Raw genomic sequence first — 21,307 nt, 5'->3', positions numbered from 1 at the left:
TTAATCTTTAATTTTATTTGGATTTTTATTTCCAAACTACGGCTTGAGCAGGCTGCAAAGGATTTTGTCCTACCAAAATTTGACTTCCCTGAGGAATTGGCAAGTTTATAGACTCATTGGTATAATTAACCGCCACATAAAACCCATCTCTCCACTCTATAGTTACTCCTTTTGGTAAATCCTCAATAGCAACCTTGGCTTTTTCATAGATTGAGCGAACAATTTGTCGCTCTAATTTCCCGTCTTTGCTTTCTACTCCAATGTAAGTAATGGTTCCTTTGCCTAATCTCCTTGTGGTCACTGCGGCTTTATCTTTGTAAAATTGATCGGAGTAAGTGGCCAAAACTTCGGTTCCCTGTTTCGGATTTAAGATGTCAGCCCAAGTATTCCACTCATAATCATTGTTACCAGCTTTTATGGTTCCGTTTACATCGGCTGCCAACATATCAAAAAACTCAACATCGGCTCCTATTAACGGAACAATCGGAGCGCTCCAATTGGCTTCAAAAAAATGACCATTTTTATCTTTTTGTCCAGTACGGCACGTTAAGATTAGGTTTCCCCCATTCTCAACATATTTAGTCCATTTGTCTACCAGTTTTTGATCAATAAGCTGATAGGCTGGTGCTAAAATAAAAGGATAGGCAGAGAAATCATCTTCTTCTGTAATGAAATCCATTGGAGCTCCAGTAGATTTTACTGCAGTTGTATAGGTGTTACGATGTCTCCAAGTGCTCCATGCTTCAGTTTGTTTCTGATTCTCTAAATCCCAAAGATTTTCGTGACTCCACAAAAAACCTGTCTTTCTTTGTGCAATTTCTTTTGGCATTACCGCTTTTGGATTGTACTCTTTTCGAAGTAATTTCATGTCTTGAATAGATTGTACAAATTCTTTTCCTCCTCTGGAAAGTGTTAATCCATCGGTTCCAACAATTCCGTCATGATACATCTCACTACTTCCCAGCGGATGTCTGTATCGATAAGTACAGGCAAATGAGCAACCGCCTCCAAAGGCATTTGTTAGCCACATATGTACTGTTCCGGGTAATAACTGAGGGTTAATTGATGCCCAGTTTACTTGTCCGGGTTGCATTTCCATAACTCCAGTTACACCATTTATGGATCTATAATAGTCATTGGCTTCGGATATTTTAGTGGGAGATCCCATTCTAAAGCTGTTTCCGCCTAGAGGGTTTTTACCACTAACTGGATACATGGTATAAGTAACAAAATCCATCTTGTCTGTTCTTCTAGGATCGGCTCCATAAACGACATTGGTATAATTGGTGGTAATCCATTGTTTAGGATCAATGTACTTTCTTAATATTTCTGCCTGAATGTTTAAATATTCTGCTTGAGAATCAGCAGTAAATCGTTTAAAGTCTAAGACAGCATGTGGGCTTAATTTATCTTCGGTATAAATCTCGGCATTTGGAATTGTAATTTGTTCAAAGTTATTGTATCGGATACTCCAGAAATTGGCAACCCATTCTTTATTCAGGTTCTCGATAGTTCCATATTTGGCTTTAAGCCAATTTCTGAATCCTTTTTGCGCTGATGGACTAAAATCATCAGGAGCTCCTGGTTCGTTGTCGACCTGCCAACCCATAATATTTTTGTTTTTTCCGTATCTTTTTGCCAGTTCGGTGACAATTTTCGACACAAATTCCCGGTACTTCTCGTTAGAAACTGATTGATTTGCTCTATTGCCATGTTCTCTCCTACGCCCTGTAACATCTACCAAGTATATTTCTGGATATTTTTCACCCATCCATGCTGGAGGAGTTGGAGTAGGAGTACAAAGAATTACTTTTAGACCCGCTTTCTCGGCAAGAGCCAATGATTCGTCAAGCCATTTGAAATCATATTTTCCCTCTTCAGGTTCCATAAAACTCCAAGCAAACTCTGCAAAATGGGTAAATTCAAATCCTAATTTTTTGATGTTATTTAAATCTCGCTCCCATTGTTCCTTAGGCCATTGTTCGGGATAATAATACACACCGATTTGCATTAAATCAGGTTTTGAAAAAAAGCGTTGTGCTTTTTTTTCTTGTGCAAATACAAGGGATAAATTACAGGTTAGTAAAAGTACGAATAGAAGTTTGGCAATGGAGGGAATTGGCTTGTTCATGTTCAGTTTGTTGAATAAATGGTTTCAATTTAAATCACATTCGGGCTATTTGATTATTTTTAAAAGGTTAAAATACATTTATTTAACAGAATAAAAAAACTTTCTTAGTTAGCAAGCTTAGAATAAGAGTTTGCAATTTAATTTTTCAAAAGAAGCATCAAATAATGAGCTGCTGACCAACCAAAGTTATAGGATTCTAAACCTTTACCTGTGATAGGTTGGTAATTTTCTCGAATAGCACCTCCTTTTTCCAAAACTCCTTCGGCATTGTGAATGAGTTTATGTGCCAATTGATTTGCTTCGTTAGTATAACCATATTTCTCTAATCCGTTTATGGCAAAATAGCTTTGGTCTAGCCAAATCGGACCTCTCCAATAACCTCCTTCAGGTTTGAACTTCGGGTGATTGGCTGCCAATGTTGGTAATGGAATCAAAGTATTAAAAGTGGCAGGATTAAGCATATTATCTTTTATTACTTTTGCTTGTTCAGTAGTTGCTACTTCTGCCCAAAGCGGTAAGTATCCTTCACATCCCATTTCTTTTACAAAAGATTTTCCATCAATAGAAGTGTCATAAAACCAGCCTGTTGAGGCATCCCAAAATTGATTTTGAATTTTTGTTTTTAATGCTACACTTTCGTTTTGCCATTTTTTAGATTCTTCATCTAGTTTCAAAACTTGTGCCATTTGTTTTAAATAACCTTTTTCGGCATATAAATAAGAATTTAAGTCAACACTTTCCTGGTCTATAGAAAAAGCTTTATCTGCATTTTTTAAGATCTGACTGTTGTCAAAACGAACGGCATTATCCATACCGCTTTCCCATTTTCCAGCGATCAAAGTACCATCTGTAGAACCAAATTCGCATAATCCGTCTTGATCATGATCTCGTTCTTTATACCACCAGTTGTGATAGGATTTTAGTTTTGGATAAAACTCTTTCAAGAAATTGGAGTCTTTCGTTTTTTCATAAATTTTCCAGATAGCCCAAGCCGCAAGAGGAGACTTTGTGTTTCTGTAATTATTAGGCTCAATTAATGTGTCTCTATAAACACAATCAGGAATGAATCCATTTGGTTTCTGGTAATCAAATAAGGCACGCATTTGGTTTTTGGCCAATTCGGGATTGTAATTTACTGCGGCAACAGCATGTTTCCAGCTGTCCCATGCCCAAAAACCATTAAACCATTCGTAGTTGTAACTAGGGAAAATACCTTCATGTTTCAATCCTTCAGCGGCAATCCTGGAATTGGTTTGTAGCGTGAGCACTGTTTTAGCAATAAGATTTGAATAAACAGGATCTTTATAGACGGCTTTTTTATGAGCTATTAATTGAGTTAACTGATTTTCTTTTTCTTTTTGAACAGTGTTAAGAACGGTATTGAAATTTTCTTTTGATAAATTTTGCTGTTCTTTTTGCCAAGAGTATTCTGGAAAAATGAAAGTTTGAGAAACCAGTATTGCTGCAGTTTCATTCGGTTTTAGAGTTAGCTTTTCAATTTGGGCACTGTATCCATTTTTCGTGATTTCAATTGTGGCTTTAGTATTCAAAAACTGAGTATACCCAATAGCCTTGCTTTTTGAGGAAACAATTTTTAATATTTGACCTTCACTGGAAAGTTTTACATTATCTAAAAATAGTTTTGAATCAAATGAAGGATATAATGTTATTGTCTCTTTTGATCGATTCGTAATACTCGTTTTTTGGATTGCTGAATGTCCAGAGGAAAATACTAACAGTTGTTTTACATCTAATTTATCATTCTTAAATTCCTGTTCTAAATGGCTGTTGTAGCTATTTTGGGCTACTAAAGCTGTTTTCCAGTTAACTTGTTCCTGTTTATTTTTATCGTTAAGATGTAGTGAAAGAAACGAAGGACTTATCCAAACACCATTTTGTTCAGTTAATAAATAAGGCCCCGAAAAACCACTTTGGGTTTCGGATGGCTCTAAAAAGCCAAATCCAAACCAAGCTCCTTTATCTGAAAAAGCCAAAGATTTTCTGTCGGTTGCACTTGTTGGGTTTCCTTTGTAGTTTAGGCTGTTTTTACTGGCTTCTAAGTTTGGAAATGTATTTTGAGCAATAATAGTGTTGGCAAAAAGCGCTAATAAAAGTGAAATTGTTGTGATCTGTTTCATAAGGAAAGAATGCTTTTATATTAGACTTGAGCGATAAAAACCGGTAAATAGAGTATCGCCATTATTCAGTAATCTTTATTTCATCTATTTTTTCTGAATTCGATGATACTTTGTGATTACTAAATAATGGCGATTTTATGTTTATCTCAGAATAAATCCGTTTTTCATTGGGTCATTTGGATCAATGATAAAAGTATTCATTCCTGTTATATGAGCTGTTCCTTCTACTTGAGGAATTACTGCTTTAAAAGGGCCAAAGTCTTTTTCTGCAAATAAAGAGCAATTAAAAACGCTTCCCGTGATACTTTCTATAGCTAATTTACTATTGAAATCTATAGCGTTTCGTGATCTTTCGATCGCTATTCTACCAGAAACGCCAGACCCAGTTGGAGAACGGTCTACTTCACCTTCAGCAAAAACGCATACATTTCTAGTATGGTTTTCTTTTTCTTGAGCACTATCTATAAATATAGTACCGTACAGAAAACTCAAATCATTTTCAAACGGATGCAATATTTCTTTATCCTGTTCCATAACCGCATGTTTTATATCCATACCAGTTTGAATGATGGTACGATAATCAGAATCGGTTAATCCAAATTTCAAAAGATTATTTTTTCTTAAATCTACATAAGCGTAGAATGCTCCTCCGTATGATAAATCATAAATAATTTTACCAAGTCCCGGTACTTCTACCTCACGATCCAAACCAACTACAAAACTTGGTACACAATGAAAACGAACACCGGTCACTTCACCTGATTTTATAGAGACATAAGAAGTTATTCGACCACAAGGAGCATCAATTTCTAGTTTATTTTCACCTTCTTTAACATCAATCCAATTCATGTTTGCCGCTAATGTACTGATCGCAATAATTGCATGTCCGCACATAGTACTGTATCCTTCATTGTGCATAAATAGGATACCAAAATCGGCTGTATCATCATTTGGAGGAAGCAAAACACAACCATACATATCTGCATGACCACGAGGTTCAAACATAAGTGCGGTGCGTAAATAATCGTAATTTTCTTTGATGTCTCTGCGATATTCCAATACCGATTTTCCTTTTAGTTCAGGAAACCCAGAAACGATAACACGCAATGGCTCTCCGCCAGTGTGCATATCTATAGTTTTAATTTGTGTCCAATGTGTTGGGACTATATAACTTGTTTTTGATAGAATGTTTTGATAAGTACTTGACATGATTATATTATTTGTTGGAAATAAATTCATTATAAAAATAAGAGGCAGCAACCAGGTCTTCTAATGCATGACCTACTGATTTAAAATAAGTAATTTCATTTTCAGAAGTTCTTCCTTTTTTGGCACTATTGCATAATTCGAATAGATCAGCTTTGATATCCTCTGCCTTTAAAGTACCATTATTTAAAGGGATTACAATATCACCACTCTCTTTTAAGCCACCTTGGTAAGTATCTAAAAACACAGATGATTTAATAATAGCATCATCATCTGCCTCTCTCATGTCTTTTTTATAGGCACCAACTAAGTCAAGATGTTGTCCCTCTTTTAGCCATTTTCCAAAAACCAATGGGGTAGGCGATAAAGTAGCACAGGAGATAATATCTACCTCGGAGATTTTTTCTTCTATAGAGCTAATAGCTGTGCAGGTATATGGTTCGTTAGCGAGAGAATCGCAAACGGCTTGTGCTTTTTCTATGGTTCTTCCCCAAACATACACTTTTGTAATAGGCCTAACACTAGTATGGGCATGTATTAAGTTTTTTGCCAAAGCACCAGTTCCTATCATTAATAAAGATGAGGAATCTTCTCTAGAGAGAAAACTGCTGGCTAATGCTGAGGTTGAAGCAGTACGTTTTGTGGTTAATGATTTTGCGTCCAAAATAGCTTTGATATTTCCCTTATGGGCATCCAAATAAATGTAGGTTCCTTGAATGGCTGGAAGATTGTAGTTACCATTGTTAGGACTTACTGTTACAATTTTTACACCAGCATCTACGCCTGGATTAAAAGCAGGCATTAATAATAATGTAGACTCTTTGTCTTCTGGAGGATTAGGATAATCGTGGTGATGACGCATCGGTACTTGTATGGATGGCGTTGCAAAACCCACTTTTAGGCTTTCGATAAGTTGTTTGAAATTACAATTGTTTTCTATAAACGAATCGGGAATAAGTTGAATAGTTTTCATTTTTGGAATAGATTTTTATAAAAATAAACTATTTTTTTTTTCTATCCGTATTTTTACGCAAAAGTCGATAAAATACGACAGTTTAGGGGTAATATAGTATTGTTTTTTAAAAAGAGCTGATTGTAATTTTAAAAAATAATTTAACCTGCATTAAATGATGAAAAAGAGATACTGTCTTTTAGTTTTATTTACTTTGTTTTTATATTCCTATTCGAGTTTTTCTCAATCGGTTTTAAAAGCAAAATTGATAGAATTATTTCCCAATGCAAACATTGCAGAAATCAGTAATTTAACAGGTTATAAAGAATCTTATAGGTTAATTTTAGACGAACCTTTAGATCATAATCATCCAGAATATGGAACCTTTAAGCATTATGTTTATTTGTCTCATATAGATTTTAATAAACCAATGGTAATTGAAACTCACGGATATAATACAGGAAATATAAAAAGTGAAGTGAGTAAATTGCTTAACGCTAATCAAGTGGCGGTAGAATATCGTTTTTACGGAAATTCAAGACCTAACCCAATTCCATGGCAGTATTTAACCAGTGATCAAGCCGTTGCAGATTATCATAATATTACGGTAAAGCTAAAGGAATTGTATAAAGGGAAATGGATTTCTACAGGAATAAGTAAAGGAGGGGAATCGGCTTTAATTTATAAAGCAAAATATCCAAATGATGTAAATATTTCTGTACCCTATGTAGCACCTATCATAAATACACAAGAAGATCCAAGAACAACTGATCGTATAAATAGTAATGGAACTCCAGATTGTAGATCAAAAATTGTTGCTTTTCAGAGAAGTGTATTGACCAATAAAACAGCTGTTCTGGCTGAATTTGCTAAATATGCAACAAACTATGGAGTAAGCTATACGGAGGTTTCTATGGAAGAAGCATTAGAGTATGCAACATTAGAATTTCCTTTTTCTTTCTGGCAGTGGTATGGGAACTGTGCTTCAATCCCAAGTAGTAACGCTTCTGCCGCAACCTTATTTGATTATTTGAATCAAGTAGTAGGTGTAGATTTTTATGGAGATGGGAAATATGACGAATACTTACCTTCGTTTTATCAACATATGGTTGAGTTGGGATATTATGGCTTTAATTTAACTCCTGTTCAAGATTTATTAACCATAGTAAAATCGCCTACTAACATGCGATTTGCTCCAAAAAATACTCCAGCTTACAATCCTGATTATATTAAAGAAGTTAGGAAATATTTAGAGACAAAAGGAGAGAAGATAATGTATATATATGGAGAAAATGATCCATGGGGTGCATGTTTTGTTACTCCAGACCCCAAATTAGATTATAAAATGATGGTTTTGCCAGGAGGAAGTCATAGCACAAGGATTGCTAGTTTTTCTACCCAAGATCAAAATATGATTACCAGTACATTAAATAGATGGTTGGCCGAACCGTCATTACAAGTTGAGCAAAATAAAATTAATTCAAGTGGTATAGTTGTATACAACTATGTCTCTAAAGGGGTGTATAAAGTAGATATTCCAACTTCAAGCGGAGATTATAAAATAAATGTATACAATGTATTAGGGCAAGTAATTATGCATAAAACGATATCAGGATCAGATACTGCCACAAAAATAATTGACTTGACTGATAAGGAAAATGGAGTGTACATTCTTAAAATTGAATCATCAGGAAATTCGGTATTCACCCGGAAATTAATAAAGCAATGATTTGATTTTAAAATAAAAATTATGAGTTCAAGCAATTTTTGCTTTGAATTATTTTCAAAAATTACAGAGATGAATTTTCTCTGTATAAATTACAATCGAACACTATACTAACCAAAATTTTGACACAATGAAGAAGATTAAAAATGTCTTACTATTACTATTATTCGTTTTCAGCACTTATTCTAGTTTCGCACAAACTGAAACTGCTGTTCAAACGGATTTAAAGAAAAAATTAGTTGAACTGTTTCCTGGAGCGGAAATTTCTGAAATAAAAAATCTAGAGGGTTATACAGAATCGTATCAGTTAATTTTAAACGAGCCTTTGGATCACAAACATCCTGAAAAAGGTACTTTTAAACATTATATTTATCTATCACACCATGATTTTAATAGTCCAATGGTAATTGAAACGCATGGTTACAATGCAGGGAATATTAAGAGCGAAGTGAGTAAATTGTTAAAAGCAAATCAAGTAGCTGTTGAGTATAGATTTTATGGTAAATCTAGACCTAATCCAGTGCCATGGGAATACTTGACGAATGACCAAGCGATAGAAGATTATCACAACATCACAACAAAATTAAAAGAGTTATACAAAGGGAAGTGGATATCTACTGGAATTAGTAAAGGAGGAGAGACATCTTTAATTTATAAATCTAAATATCCAAATGATGTAGATGTAGCAATGCCTTATGTTGCACCTTTAATTAGTACACAAGAAGATCCTAGAACTGTTGAGCACGTAAAAATTGTTGGAACTCCAGAATGTAGAGCAAAAGTTACTCATTTCCAGAGAGCTTTATTGCAAAACAGAGAAGCCCTTTTGAAAGAAATTGTAGCATATGGTGAAAAAGAAAAAATGACTTTTACAGAGGTATCTATTGATGAAGCACTAGAATATGCTACACTTGAGTTTCCATTTTCATTTTGGCAATGGGGAGCAAAATGTGAAGACATACCAGCTGATGGAGCTAGTCCTAAAGAGTTGTTTGATTATTTGAATAAAGTAGTAGGAATTAGTTATTATAATGATAAGCAATATTTTGATTTATTGCCATCTTTTTACCAACATATGACAGAACTGGGGTATTATGGTTTTGATTTTGAACCGGTAAAAGATTTATTGAAAACGGTAAAAAGTACATCAAATTTAAGATTTGCTCCTAAAGGGGTTGATAATACTTATAATCCTGAGTACATAAAAAAAGTGCGTAAATATGTAGAAACGAAGGGCAATAAGATACTTTATATTTATGGAGGATATGATACATGGTTCTCATGTGCACCAACTCCTAGTCCTAAGTTAGATGCTTTAAAAATGGTTCTTCCAGGAGGTAGCCATTCTACAAGGGTAAAAAATTTCCCAAAGGAAGATCAGGAAAAAATTATGGCAACACTAGATCGTTGGTTGAAATAGAATTGTTACCATAGAATTTTGTTTGGAAATGCTGAAAAGCATTTCCGGCAAAATAAAAAAAAGAAGCTTAATATACTATTGCTTTATTACCGATAAAACTTCTCAAGAAATTGGGGAGTTTTTTTGCTTTTAGTGAAGTTTAAGTTCTTATTGAACAGTTTTAAACTTATTTATTCATAATTTGTAGATTATTGGTTTGTAAGTAACCTTTATTTTAAAATAAGCTTATAGATATATTTTTCAGCAAATTATTTTGTAGTATATTTATTATTACAATATGCTATGTATTTTCTTTAAATGAATTAATTTAAAACAAATTTATTATGTTTAGAAGGTTAGAATCAGGAAAAGCAAAAAAAAGAAACGCTTTTGATAAAGAGGATTTTTTAAAAAATAATATATGGGAAAGAAAAGGTACATTGGGTAAAATGCTAGATGCTAGATCAGGAAATAAACCTAATATAAAGTTTCCAAAAGGAGAAGGATATGAAAAAAAATATCCTAGATTAACAAAAATTCTAAAACAAATACATGATTACGTAAAAAATAATAATGATCTGTTATACTACATTTCATATTATTCTGGATATTCAAGTATGGAAGTTTTAGAGCAGTTGGAGTACGGAAAAGGAATTGAACTTCAAAGTTGGGTTTATGAAAAAAGAAAGAGGAAACTTTTTGGTTGGACACCAAATACAGGAAATTTTATTACAGTAAATTCTAGTTGGGTTAATGGATTAGAAATGGTTAAACAAGATGATAGTTTGCAAGCTACTTCCTTTGCTGTAATGGTAACGATACTTCATGAATTTATACATAGCAGTAGAGTAAAAAATAATTTGCCAGATTTTCCAGCTGAATATGGTGATTCTTTTGAAAAATACGCTTTTGGAGATTATTTACTTAAAAATAATGCTTATGAATTATATAAGGAAAATGGTTGGAATTTTAAAGATTAGAACTTTCATATTATTAATTATTGCTTTTAATATTTTTAGTGGATGTAAAAACAAAGAAGATAATTTTCCTCAAAAAATTATTGTAGATAATTTTTTGGGTATAGTTGATACATTTGCTTACAAATTTGGGACATTTAGGCCAATAGCACCAGACCCTCGTGCTAAACCAATTAGGATGAATTCATACTCTCAATTATCAATTTATCTAGATAAAAGAGTAGATAAAGATAAAGATATTGAAGGTATAATTATAAATTTCTTAAAGGATGAAAAATTAGACAATAAATTTAAAGAGCTCATTAATAATAAGTATTTAGATTTTACTTTTGATTCTAAATTTCCAAGAAAAATAGGAAAGTATTACATCACGTTTGATAGCATAAATTCTTCAAAATTTAAATATGCTGGTGAAGTAAGAATTTCAAATTTTAGAATTTCTGATAATTCAGGATATTTTGTAGTGCATTTATCAGACAGGAAGAAAAGCCATGTAGGGCTTATAGTTATTATTGAAAAAATAAATGATAAATGGATTATTATAAAAAGAAAAAAACTTTATATATCATAAAAGATAGTGTGTCAATAGTATGATTTTTGTTTTTTTGAAATTCGGAGACACATTCATAATAACATAAAATGTTGTTCTTCAAAAAATATATCTTGTATTAGAGGAATAATGTCTTGGAAATAAAATGAAATCCCTTTTTCATCTTATTTCCAAGGCATTATTTTTTTAATAAGCTAATTATGAAGAGTAAAATCCAAGCGCCAACAGCTGCAATTATAATTTGCCATAGCAACCCGCCACCGCCAATTCCTAAGTTACCAGCAAGCCAACCTCCAAAAATACCTCCCAGTATACCTACAATTATATTGCCTAATAAACCAAAACCACTACCTTTCCAGAGTTGTCCGCCTAGCCATCCTGATATGGCACCTATTAAAAGAAAATAAAAAAAATCCATAGGTTATTTTTTTAAAGTTAATTGATTAAAATTAATAAAAAAATAGCTTAAATATCAGTAAATTAAGTTTTTATAAAAATAAATTTATGTGGGTGAATTTTTTAGCTTGATAAAATACTACTGTAAATTAAGATATGGAAAGGGCTAAGCCATTGTTGTTTTCTTACTCCTTATTTTACGCTAATTTTTATAATGTTCTCATTTGTTTTTTTACAAAATTATGAGATTGTTGCTCTAATAATTCAATTGTATTTTTTCTTTGCAAATTGTATAAGTTTTTATCTTCAACAATATCGGCATAGATTTTATCATGCATCATTGCACTAGCTTTGATTAATAGGGTACGTTGGTATTTATCTTGTTCAATTGTCGCTTTTAAGGCTGTTTCTATGTCTTCTAATTTAAAATCATATTCACCTTTAGGAGATAATAATTTGGCAATAATTGGTGAAGTTTCAATTGCTAAGAAAAGTAGCATTATAAAAAAGGACGGAAGCCAAGGCAATTTGTTTAAGGCATTGATTCTCGCCATTAAGCCATCAAAACCATCAATGACAGGTTGGGTTGCGACAACTTTTTTGTCCAGATCGGTTTGCAATGTTTTAGAAGCTTTTTCTAATGCAGCAATTTTGGCTAAATTGTTTTTTCGGATGGTATCCAGTTCTTTTGAAGCTAGATTGTGTTTGGCTATTTTTTCTTTAAAGACAGGACCTTTACCCATCTTCTTTGTTCCAGCAGTTCCTTCGGCTTCTTTAATGTAGGTTTCATAAAGAGTGTTGACTTCTTTTTCTTTATTGGCAATTTCTGCTTTAAGACTCGTAATTTCGGCTTTATTTTTGTCTAAATCCGATTTGAAATAATTTGCCACTTCTTTTTTGTTATTTAAAGCCATGGCATTTTTTTCTTTCAATAAAACGGTATTAATTTCTTTTTCAAAAATTTTAATCTCCAAAGGTTTTGAAATTACGATTGCAATGATAATAGCTAAGAGAATTCGAGGAGTAGCCTGCATTATTTCACTACTAAAGCGATCTCTTTTTCGAATGGTAGAAACAATAAAACGGTCAAGATTAAAAATAAGTAAACTCCAAACAAGTCCAAAAAGCAGAGCAGGGTAAACACTGTCAAAAACAGTGAAAAGGGCATAAGCACTGGCAATAAAAGCCATAACTGCTGTAAAAAAAACTGTGGCACCAATACCAACAAATTTGGTTTGTTCGCCATCTGAACAACCTTCTAGGAGCTGTTTGTCTGCCCCTGAGCAGAGGATAAAGAATTGTTTTAACATGATTGATTGATTGATTGATTGATTGATTGATTGATTGATTGATTTTTGTCCCGATAATTATCTCGGAATTGATGATGCAAATTTAACGCCAAAAAATTAATATTGGTATAAAATGTTGATTTGTTTTTGGTTAGGTGTTGTAAAATGAATTTAGATATGTTCGTATAAACAAAAAAGAGCTGTTCGATTAGGAACAGCTCTTTTGGTTTTGAATTAATAGTAACTTAAGCAATCGGTGCGCCAGCCATTATTTCGGCATTGGCAAATTCTTCAAATTTCGCAAAATTAGCTTTAAATTTCTGAGCTAATTCAACAGCTTTTGTATCGTATAAATTTTGGTCTTCCCAAGTATTTCTTGGATTTAAGATTTCACTAGGAACATTTGGACATGATTGCGGAATTGCAATACCAAATGATTTATGATCTACATACTCAACATTATCTAATTCTCCTTTTAATGCAGCAGTAATCATAGCACGAGTGAATTTTAATTTCATTCGGCTTCCTGTACCGTAAGGACCTCCTGTCCAACCTGTATTAATAAGCCAAACTTTTACATTAGCATCTTTCATTTTTTTGCTAAGCATTTCAGCATATTTAGTTGGATGTAATGGCATAAATGGAGCACCAAAACAAGCTGAGAAATTAGGTTGAGGTTCTGTAACACCAGCTTCTGTTCCTGCAACTTTAGCGGTATAACCAGAAATAAAGTGGTAAGCTGCCTGACCTGGTGTCAATTTTGAGATAGGAGGCAAAATACCATAAGCATCGGCTGTTAAGAAAAATATATTTTTTGGATTTTTACCAATAGAACCAGGCTGAATATTATCAATATGGTCAATAGGATAACTTACCCTTGTGTTTTGAGTAATAGAAACATCATGAAAATCAACTTCATTTGTTCCAGCTTTGAAAACTACATTTTCTAGAATAGCTCCTTTTTTGATCGCTCTAAAAATGTCTGGTTCATTCTCCTCTGTTAGATTAATTACTTTGGCATAACAACCACCTTCAAAATTGAAAACAGTATTCTCGTTAGTCCATCCATGTTCATCATCACCAATTAGTTTTCTTTCTGGATCAGCAGATAAAGTTGTTTTTCCTGTTCCGGATAAACCAAAGAAGATAGCAGTATCACCTTCTTCTCCAACATTTGCACTACAGTGCATTGGTAAAGTGTTTTTGAAAACTGGTAAAACAAAATTCAAAGCAGAGAAAATTCCTTTTTTCATTTCTCCAGTATAACCAGTACCACCTATTAAGGCGATTTTTTTTGTAAAATCTAGAATAGCAAAATTACTTTGACGAGTTCCATCTACTGATGGATCTGCATGAAAACCAGGAGCGCAAATTACAGTCCATTCAGGAGTGAAACCTTTCAATTCTTCTGTTTCTGGTCTCAAGAACATATTGTAACAAAACAAATTAGACCAAGCAGTTTCTGTAACTACTCTTACATTCAATCTGTAATTTGGGTCGGCACAAACATAAGAGTCTCTAACAAAAACTTCTTTGTTTGATAAATAGGCCGTTACTTTTTTATAAAGAGCATCAAAAGCAGCAGGTTCAAACGGAATATTCACTTTTCCCCACCATACTTTGTCTTCAGTAATACTATCTTTGACAATAAATCTATCCTGAGGAGATCGTCCAGTAAACTCACCTGTATTTATAGCCAAAGCTCCAGAAGAATTTTCTACTCCCTGCCCAGATTGGATTGTAATATCATGTAACTCGTTAGGTGTTAGTTGATACTGAATTTTAGCATTCTCAATTCCCAGTTCATTTAACGAAATCGATTTCGCAGATAAGGCGTAGTTGTCCATAAAAAATTAATTTTTGTGAGTGTTGTTTATTTTACTGCAAAAGTATAATTTTTTTTAGAACCATATTATATTTTAGTTTTCTTTTTCATCGGGATTAAAATATCGAAGAATAACTTAAGCCAAGCTGAAATAAGTAATATGCCTCCAATAGGGGTTACAAACCCAAAAATTTTAAAATCTATTGTAGTAAGATTGTTTGTTGCCAATAAGTAAATAGAACCAGAAAAGAGTATGGTTCCAATTAAAGTTAAATTATAAATATTTTTTTTTGTTTTCTGATTAATGATATTTGTTGTGCCAATAAATAATAAAAATAATGCATGGTACATTTGATATCGTACACCTGTCTCAAAAGTAGAAAGTTGTTCTAAGGAGAGTACGTTTTTTAGTGCATGTGCACCAAAAGCTCCTAAAATTATTGCAATCATACCCAATAGGGCCCCAGTTGAGATTATTTTCTTTTCCATTGTCTTTATTAATTTTGAACAAAAGTATTTCTTTATTTTTAATCTAGAAGTATTTTGTAATACACTTCTTAAATTTTAGCGAAATTGATAAAATATCGCCTTTGCTATTTAGAAAGAAGTTTTTTTAACATTGCTTGATTTATTTTTACAAACCATTTGTTGTAAATTCAACAATATTATATATTTGTGTTATATTTATTGAATTATGAGAACTATTCTAATTATTGGGGCAGGAAGATCTGCTTCTTCTTTAATACAATACCTTTTGAACAAATCGGTATCAGAAGATTTGCATCTTGTTATTGGTGATTTATCTTTGGCTTTGGCTGAAAAAAAGACCAATAATCATCCTAATGCAACTCCTATTGCTTTAGATATATTTGATGAGAATCAAAGAAAAAGTGCAATTGAAAAAGCTGACATTGTTATTTCAATGTTGCCTGCACATCTTCATATAGAGGTAGCTAAAGATTGTATTGTATATAAAAAGCATCTGGTAACGGCATCTTATATTAGTGATGCAATGCAAGAATTGGATAAGTTAGCCAAAGAGAATAATCTAATTTTCATGAATGAAATTGGACTCGATCCAGGGATTGATCACATGAGTGCTATGAAAGTGATTGATGAAATTCGAGAAAAAGGAGGTGAAATGCTATTGTTTGAATCTTTTTGCGGAGGTTTAGTAGCGCCAGAATCGGATAATAATTTATGGAATTATAAGTTCACCTGGGCGCCAAGGAATGTAGTTCTTGCTGGTCAAGGTGGAGCTGCAAAGTTTATACAAGAAGGAACTTATAAATACATCCCGTATGTGAATTTGTTTCGTAGAACAGAATTTTTGGAAGTAGAAGGTTACGGTAAGTTTGAAGCATATTCTAACAGAGACTCTTTAAAATATAGAAGTGTTTATGGTTTGGATAATGTTCTTACCTTATATAGAGGAACAATCCGAAGAGTAGGATTCTCTAAAGCATGGAATATGTTTGTGCAATTGGGTATGACGGATGATAGTTATATCATGGAAAATTCTGAAAACATGAGCTACAGACAATTTGTGAATTCCTTCCTCCCATACCATCCAACTGATTCAGTTGAAATTAAAATGCGTTTGATTCTAAAAATTGACCAGGATGATATCATGTGGGATAAGCTTTTAGAATTGGATTTATTCAATCGTAATAAAAAAGTGGGATTGAAAGATGCTACTCCTGCACAAATTCTTGAAAAAATACTTAGCGAAAGTTGGGCTTTAGAGCCAGAAGATAAAGATATGATTGTTATGTATCACAAGTTTGGGTATAAACACGGAGGAGAAGAAAGACAAATAGATTCAAAAATGGTATGTATTGGTGAAGATCAAACCTATACCGCTATGGCAAAAACAGTAGGATTACCAGTTGCAATGGCAACTTTGTTAATCTTGAACGGTAAAATTACAACTCCAGGAGTACAGCTTCCTATACGTAAGGAAGTGTATCTGCCAATTTTGAAAGAGTTAGAAGAGTATGGTGTTGTTTTTAATGAACAAGCAATGCCTTATATAGGATACAATCCTGATAAAGTATTTAGTTAACGTTTTTTTTAGTTTTTTTTTAGATTTTTTTTTAGACACAGTCCGCCCAATAAGGCGGATTTGTTGTTTCTTGATGTTACTTTGAAGGTTCAACTTGAATAGGTGATTGGTATTTTATTTGTACAATATGTTCTTGCAGTTTTATATAGTTCTAAAAAATTAATGTCTTATGAAAACTAAATACCCTAGCCCTGATAGGAGTGGAAATCCTTATGAGCTGGTGTTCGGCTTATAAGATTACAACGGATAGCTGGAAACAGCTCCTAATTAAGATGATTTTATTTTGAACAAGGCCAAAAAAAATCCGCTCACTTGGAACGGATTTAGTTGTTTGGAATAGAATCTTATTTGCTCAATTCTACAAAATATTTGTAAAATAAAGGAATGGTTTCAATTCCTTTTAGGTAATTAAAAATCCCGAAATGTTCGTTTGGAGAATGAATAGCATCGCTGTCTAGACCAAAGCCCATCAATATCGTTTTGCTTTTTAGTTCTTTTTCAAACAAAGCTACAATAGGAATACTTCCTCCTGAACGTACAGGAATAGCTGGAACACCAAAGGTTTCAGTATACGCCATGTTGGCTGCTTTGTAACCAATGCTGTCTATTGGTGTAACATAACCTTGACCACCATGATGAGGTGTAACTTTTACAGTAACTCCAGATGGAGCTATATTGGTAAAATGTTTGGTGAACAAATCAGTTATGACTTCCCAATCTTGATTAGGGACTAAACGCATTGAGATTTTGGTAAAAGCCTTGCTCGCAATAACGGTTTTTGCACCTTCTCCTGTATAACCACCCCAAATTCCGTTGACATCCAATGTTGGTCTAATTGAGTTACGTTCATTGGTTACATATCCTTTTTCGCCATAAATGTCGTTTAGATCTAAAGCTTTCTTGTAGTTGTCGAGATTAAAAGGAGCTTTGGCCATTTCTGCTCTTTCTTCCAGAGATAGTTCCTCTACGTTGTCATAAAAACCAGGAATGGTAATATGATTGTTTTCGTCATGTAATGAGGCAATCATTTTTGCCAATACATTAATAGGGTTAGCAACTGCACCACCATATAAACCTGAGTGTAAGTCACGATTAGGTCCTGTAACCTCTACTTCTACATAACTTAAACCGCGAAGTCCAGTTGTGATTGAAGGTTGTTGATTGGAAATCATTCCTGTGTCCGAAATCAAGATCACATCGTTTTTTAGTTTTTCGGTATTGTTTTCAACAAAGGTTTTTAGGTTAACACTACCAACTTCTTCCTCTCCTTCAATCATGAACTTCACATTGCAAGGTAAAGTGTTGCTTTGTATCATATATTCGAACGCTTTTACGTGCATGTACATTTGACCTTTGTCATCACAAGCTCCTCTGGCAAAAATAGCGCCTTCTGGATGAAGATCGGTTTTCTTAATAACAGGTTCGAAAGGAGGAGAAGTCCATAATTCTAATGGATCTGCTGGCTGAACATCATAATGTCCATAAACTAAAATAGTAGGTAATTTTGGGTCGATTGTTTTCTCGCCGTAAACAATAGGGTAGCCTGCAGTTTCACAAATTTCGACAAAATCGCATCCTGCTTTCTCTAAACTTGTCTTAACAGCCTCGGCTGTGTCAAGAACATCTTGAGAATATGCAGTGTCTGCACTAACAGACGGAATTTTTAAGAGGTCTATTAACTCGTTGATAAGATGGTCTTTGTGTGTTGTAACGTATGATTTTATGTCTTCCATAGGGTCGTTATTTTTTTGAAGAATCAAAAATACAAAAAATAGTATGAATATTTTTTTAAAAAATGTTTTGAAATATGGAAGTTATGATTATCTTTGCACCCACAATTACGCGGATATGGTGAAATTGGTAGACATGCCAGACTTAGGATCTGGTGCCGCAAGGCGTGTAGGTTCGAGTCCTATTATCCGCACAGAAAGCCCAAACATTAGTTTGGGCTTTTTTTGTGGAAAAAAATGAAGGTTATCCTGTGTTATCTTGAAACTTCTGTTGTTTTTGCTGAAAGCTTCTTGATTTGGGAGTTTTTTATTTAAATTCTTTTCTTAGTTGATTCCTTATGTGTTTTTATATTTTGAGTGAATCAATTCATTGTAATTATTGCTACCTATATATAATGGTGTAATTTCACTAGTCAAAGCAATTCGTTTCGATTAGTTTAGCTAATTAGTAGCTTCATCCCGCTCTTCGTTCCAATCTTGATGTCCGAACACCGGCCAACAAGGATTTCCACTGCTATCGGGGCTAGGGCATAGGTCTTTCATAAGAGAGATTCTTCTATATATAAGGTGTCATATATAATAATAGGAGTATATAAAAACATATACCTTATATATAGGAGAGACTGTTTTGAGGTGGGAATCTGTATAAATAGGTGTTTTGGCTTAGCTGAATTGGTTGTATCTGTCTGCAATTTGAATGCCGATATCCCCAATCTGCCACTAAAAACGGTGCAAAACGTCAAAAACCACTCCAAAGTGAGAGCTAAACGGAAAGAAACGTAAAAAAGAAGAAATGTAAATAGCGCAAAACCAAAGTGTTGAAAAAAACTTTATTATAAAGTTAAAAAAAGGTTAGAAAAAGTATTGTTTAAGCGAATAAAAGGTCTACTTTTGCACCCGCAACAACGCAGACGTTCATAGAGAGACTGGCAGGAAAGAGAAATTAAGTTTGAAAAAAAAATCAAAAAAGATTTCAAAAAGCTTGCGAGAATTAAAAATGATGTTTACTTTTGCACCCCGCAAAATGCGCAACGTTCCTTGAGAGACTGGATAGAGAAAGAGAAGAAAAGAGATAAAAAATTTCTAAAAAAAACTTCAAATTTTTCTTGCCGGTTAAAAAAAGAATTGCTAGTTTTGCACCCGCTTTGAGAAACAACGAAAAGCGCGAAACACGGACTCACACTGAGTTGTGAATCTTAGAAAGAATTAAGATACGTTCCTAGACATATTGAATTGACAGCCGTCTCGATTAATCGAGACAAAAGAAATAAGAGTAATAGAATCGAAAGATTTGAATAAAACCACTAGACCTTCAGTCAAATAAATAAAGAGATTTAAATCTCAAACAATATACGATGAAGAGTTTGATCCTGGCTCAGGATGAACGCTAGCGGCAGGCTTAACACATGCAAGTCGAGGGGTATTGGTTTTCGGACCAAGAGACCGGCGCACGGGTGCGTAACGCGTATGCAATCTACCTTTCACAGAGGGATAGCCCAGAGAAATTTGGATTAATACCTCATAGTATTAAAGATCGGCATCGATTTTTAATTAAAGTCACAACGGTGAAAGATGAGCATGCGTCCCATTAGCTAGTTGGTAAGGTAACGGCTTACCAAGGCTACGATGGGTAGGGGTCCTGAGAGGGAGATCCCCCACACTGGTACTGAGACACGGACCAGACTCCTACGGGAGGCAGCAGTGAGGAATATTGGACAATGGGCGCAAGCCTGATCCAGCCATGCCGCGTGCAGGATGACGGTCCTATGGATTGTAAACTGCTTTTGTACAGGAAGAAACACTCCTACGTGTAGGAGCTTGACGGTACTGTAAGAATAAGGATCGGCTAACTCCGTGCCAGCAGCCGCGGTAATACGGAGGATCCAAGCGTTATCCGGAATCATTGGGTTTAAAGGGTCCGTAGGCGGTTTAGTAAGTCAGTGGTGAAAGCCCATCGCTCAACGGTGGAACGGCCATTGATACTGCTAGACTTGAATTATTAGGAAGTAACTAGAATATGTAGTGTAGCGGTGAAATGCTTAGAGATTACATGGAATACCAATTGCGAAGGCAGGTTACTACTAATGGATTGACGCTGATGGACGAAAGCGTGGGTAGCGAACAGGATTAGATACCCTGGTAGTCCACGCCGTAAACGATGGATACTAGCTGTTGGGCGCAAGTTCAGTGGCTAAGCGAAAGTGATAAGTATCCCACCTGGGGAGTACGTTCGCAAGAATGAAACTCAAAGGAATTGACGGGGGCCCGCACAAGCGGTGGAGCATGTGGTTTAATTCGATGATACGCGAGGAACCTTACCAAGGCTTAAATGTAGATTGACCGATTTGGAAACAGATCTTTCGCAAGACAATTTACAAGGTGCTGCATGGTTGTCGTCAGCTCGTGCCGTGAGGTGTCAGGTTAAGTCCTATAACGAGCGCAACCCCTGTTGTTAGTTGCCAGCGAGTCATGTCGGGAACTCTAACGAGACTGCCAGTGCAAACTGTGAGGAAGGTGGGGATGACGTCAAATCATCACGGCCCTTACGCCTTGGGCTACACACGTGCTACAATGGCCGGTACAGAGAGCAGCCACCTCGCGAGGGGGAGCGAATCTATAAAACCGGTCACAGTTCGGATCGGAGTCTGCAACTCGACTCCGTGAAGCTGGAATCGCTAGTAATCGGATATCAGCCATGATCCGGTGAATACGTTCCCGGGCCTTGTACACACCGCCCGTCAAGCCATGGAAGCTGGGGGTGCCTGAAGTCGGTGACCGCAAGGAGCTGCCTAGGGTAAAACTGGTAACTAGGGCTAAGTCGTAACAAGGTAGCCGTACCGGAAGGTGCGGCTGGAACACCTCCTTTCTAGAGCTTCAGTGTTAGCGCAAGCACGCTGGAGAAAGAAGACGAAAAGGACTATTT

The 21,307-nt window shown here is 34.6% G+C and carries 14 protein-coding genes, 1 tRNA gene and 1 rRNA gene; 7 read left to right on the top strand and 9 right to left on the bottom strand.

The genetic code is table 11. The features are described from left to right. Positions 1-25: 25 nt before the first annotated feature. The 4 genes from OZP08_RS01735 to lhpI all read right to left on the bottom strand — a co-directional run bounded on the left by OZP08_RS01735 (position 26) and on the right by lhpI (position 6,448). Positions 26-2,131, bottom strand: a complete 2,106-nt coding sequence (locus OZP08_RS01735) for a beta-galactosidase (RefSeq protein WP_281322847.1) — start codon at positions 2,129-2,131, stop codon at positions 26-28. A 137-nt stretch (positions 2,132-2,268) separates the two neighbouring features. Further along, positions 2,269-4,269: an MGH1-like glycoside hydrolase domain-containing protein gene (locus tag OZP08_RS01730; RefSeq protein WP_281322846.1), complete on the bottom strand. Its 2,001-nt coding sequence runs from the start codon at positions 4,267-4,269 to the stop codon at positions 2,269-2,271. A 141-nt stretch (positions 4,270-4,410) separates the two neighbouring features. Continuing rightward, positions 4,411-5,478, bottom strand: coding sequence for a proline racemase family protein (locus OZP08_RS01725; RefSeq protein ID WP_281322845.1), 1,068 nt, complete (start codon positions 5,476-5,478; stop codon positions 4,411-4,413). Between the two features lie 7 nt (positions 5,479-5,485). Continuing rightward, complete coding sequence (gene lhpI / locus OZP08_RS01720; protein WP_268848025.1) at positions 5,486-6,448, bottom strand: bifunctional Delta(1)-pyrroline-2-carboxylate/Delta(1)-piperideine-2-carboxylate reductase; 963 nt, start codon at positions 6,446-6,448, stop codon at positions 5,486-5,488. A 154-nt stretch (positions 6,449-6,602) separates the two neighbouring features. Between lhpI and OZP08_RS01715 the strand changes: the two genes are divergently transcribed. The 4 genes from OZP08_RS01715 to OZP08_RS01700 all read left to right on the top strand — a co-directional run bounded on the left by OZP08_RS01715 (position 6,603) and on the right by OZP08_RS01700 (position 11,100). Further along, positions 6,603-8,156: a S28 family serine protease gene (locus tag OZP08_RS01715; RefSeq protein WP_281322844.1), complete on the top strand. Its 1,554-nt coding sequence runs from the start codon at positions 6,603-6,605 to the stop codon at positions 8,154-8,156. Positions 8,157-8,283: 127 nt separating this feature from the next. Next, positions 8,284-9,573: a S28 family serine protease gene (locus tag OZP08_RS01710; protein ID WP_268848023.1), complete on the top strand. Its 1,290-nt coding sequence runs from the start codon at positions 8,284-8,286 to the stop codon at positions 9,571-9,573. A 323-nt stretch (positions 9,574-9,896) separates the two neighbouring features. After that, entirely contained in the window at positions 9,897-10,532 is a 636-nt protein-coding gene (locus OZP08_RS01705; protein ID WP_281322843.1) for a hypothetical protein, read from the top strand. Continuing rightward, entirely contained in the window at positions 10,492-11,100 is a 609-nt protein-coding gene (locus OZP08_RS01700; protein ID WP_281322842.1) for a hypothetical protein, read from the top strand. The genes OZP08_RS01705 and OZP08_RS01700 overlap by 41 nt, the downstream gene beginning before the upstream one ends. 157 nt (positions 11,101-11,257) lie before the next feature. On the opposite strand, the gene OZP08_RS01695 is transcribed toward OZP08_RS01700, so the two are convergent. From OZP08_RS01695 to OZP08_RS01680, 4 genes are all read right to left on the bottom strand, one after another. Then, positions 11,258-11,497 (bottom strand): GlsB/YeaQ/YmgE family stress response membrane protein, encoded by a 240-nt coding sequence (locus OZP08_RS01695; RefSeq protein ID WP_281322841.1) that lies wholly within the window; start codon positions 11,495-11,497, stop codon positions 11,258-11,260. A gap of 187 nt (positions 11,498-11,684) precedes the next feature. Then, on the bottom strand, positions 11,685-12,785 hold the full coding sequence (locus OZP08_RS01690) for a DUF4407 domain-containing protein (RefSeq protein WP_281322840.1): 1,101 nt from the start codon (positions 12,783-12,785) through the stop codon (positions 11,685-11,687). A gap of 224 nt (positions 12,786-13,009) precedes the next feature. Then, complete coding sequence (gene pckA, locus OZP08_RS01685; RefSeq protein ID WP_281322839.1) at positions 13,010-14,611, bottom strand: phosphoenolpyruvate carboxykinase (ATP); 1,602 nt, start codon at positions 14,609-14,611, stop codon at positions 13,010-13,012. 65 nt (positions 14,612-14,676) lie between these two features. Further along, positions 14,677-15,078, bottom strand: coding sequence for a DUF423 domain-containing protein (locus OZP08_RS01680; protein WP_281322838.1), 402 nt, complete (start codon positions 15,076-15,078; stop codon positions 14,677-14,679). Positions 15,079-15,283: 205 nt separating this feature from the next. Between OZP08_RS01680 and OZP08_RS01675 the strand changes: the two genes are divergently transcribed. After that, a complete protein-coding gene (locus OZP08_RS01675; RefSeq protein WP_268848018.1) occupies positions 15,284-16,654 on the top strand; it encodes a saccharopine dehydrogenase family protein in 1,371 nt (456 codons plus the stop codon). 344 nt (positions 16,655-16,998) lie between these two features. Here the strand turns inward: OZP08_RS01675 and OZP08_RS01670 are convergent, their stop codons facing one another. Then, positions 16,999-18,387 (bottom strand): dipeptidase, encoded by a 1,389-nt coding sequence (locus OZP08_RS01670; protein ID WP_268848017.1) that lies wholly within the window; start codon positions 18,385-18,387, stop codon positions 16,999-17,001. A 109-nt stretch (positions 18,388-18,496) separates the two neighbouring features. Here OZP08_RS01670 and OZP08_RS01665 point away from each other — a divergent pair. Both OZP08_RS01665 and OZP08_RS01660 read left to right on the top strand, forming a co-directional pair. After that, a tRNA-Leu gene (locus OZP08_RS01665) sits at positions 18,497-18,578 on the top strand. Positions 18,579-19,736: 1,158 nt separating this feature from the next. Further along, a 16S ribosomal RNA gene (locus tag OZP08_RS01660) occupies positions 19,737-21,250 on the top strand. Positions 21,251-21,307: the final 57 nt, after the last annotated feature.

The organism is Flavobacterium aestivum, from assembly GCF_026870175.2.
In the GTDB taxonomy this organism is placed as follows: Bacteria; Bacteroidota; Bacteroidia; order Flavobacteriales; family Flavobacteriaceae; genus Flavobacterium; species Flavobacterium aestivum.
This window is presented reverse-complemented; position numbering and strand designations above follow the sequence as displayed.

Excerpts from the sequence above, each read along its gene's own strand:
- OZP08_RS01725 (WP_281322845.1), bottom strand. The coding sequence starts at position 5,478 with ATGTCAAGTACTTATCAAAACATTCTATCAAAAACAAGTTATATAGTC.
- pckA (WP_281322839.1), bottom strand. The coding sequence starts at position 14,611 with ATGGACAACTACGCCTTATCTGCGAAATCGATTTCGTTAAATGAACTG.
- OZP08_RS01680 (WP_281322838.1), bottom strand. The coding sequence starts at position 15,078 with ATGGAAAAGAAAATAATCTCAACTGGGGCCCTATTGGGTATGATTGCA.
- OZP08_RS01705 (WP_281322843.1), top strand. The coding sequence starts at position 9,897 with ATGTTTAGAAGGTTAGAATCAGGAAAAGCAAAAAAAAGAAACGCTTTT.
- OZP08_RS01715 (WP_281322844.1), top strand. The coding sequence starts at position 6,603 with ATGATGAAAAAGAGATACTGTCTTTTAGTTTTATTTACTTTGTTTTTA.
- OZP08_RS01730 (WP_281322846.1), bottom strand. The coding sequence starts at position 4,269 with ATGAAACAGATCACAACAATTTCACTTTTATTAGCGCTTTTTGCCAAC.
- OZP08_RS01690 (WP_281322840.1), bottom strand. The coding sequence starts at position 12,785 with ATGTTAAAACAATTCTTTATCCTCTGCTCAGGGGCAGACAAACAGCTC.
- OZP08_RS01735 (WP_281322847.1), bottom strand. The coding sequence starts at position 2,131 with ATGAACAAGCCAATTCCCTCCATTGCCAAACTTCTATTCGTACTTTTA.
- OZP08_RS01700 (WP_281322842.1), top strand. The coding sequence starts at position 10,492 with ATGAATTATATAAGGAAAATGGTTGGAATTTTAAAGATTAGAACTTTC.
- lhpI (WP_268848025.1), bottom strand. The coding sequence starts at position 6,448 with ATGAAAACTATTCAACTTATTCCCGATTCGTTTATAGAAAACAATTGT.
- OZP08_RS01710 (WP_268848023.1), top strand. The coding sequence starts at position 8,284 with ATGAAGAAGATTAAAAATGTCTTACTATTACTATTATTCGTTTTCAGC.
- OZP08_RS01670 (WP_268848017.1), bottom strand. The coding sequence starts at position 18,387 with ATGGAAGACATAAAATCATACGTTACAACACACAAAGACCATCTTATC.
- OZP08_RS01675 (WP_268848018.1), top strand. The coding sequence starts at position 15,284 with ATGAGAACTATTCTAATTATTGGGGCAGGAAGATCTGCTTCTTCTTTA.
- OZP08_RS01695 (WP_281322841.1), bottom strand. The coding sequence starts at position 11,497 with ATGGATTTTTTTTATTTTCTTTTAATAGGTGCCATATCAGGATGGCTA.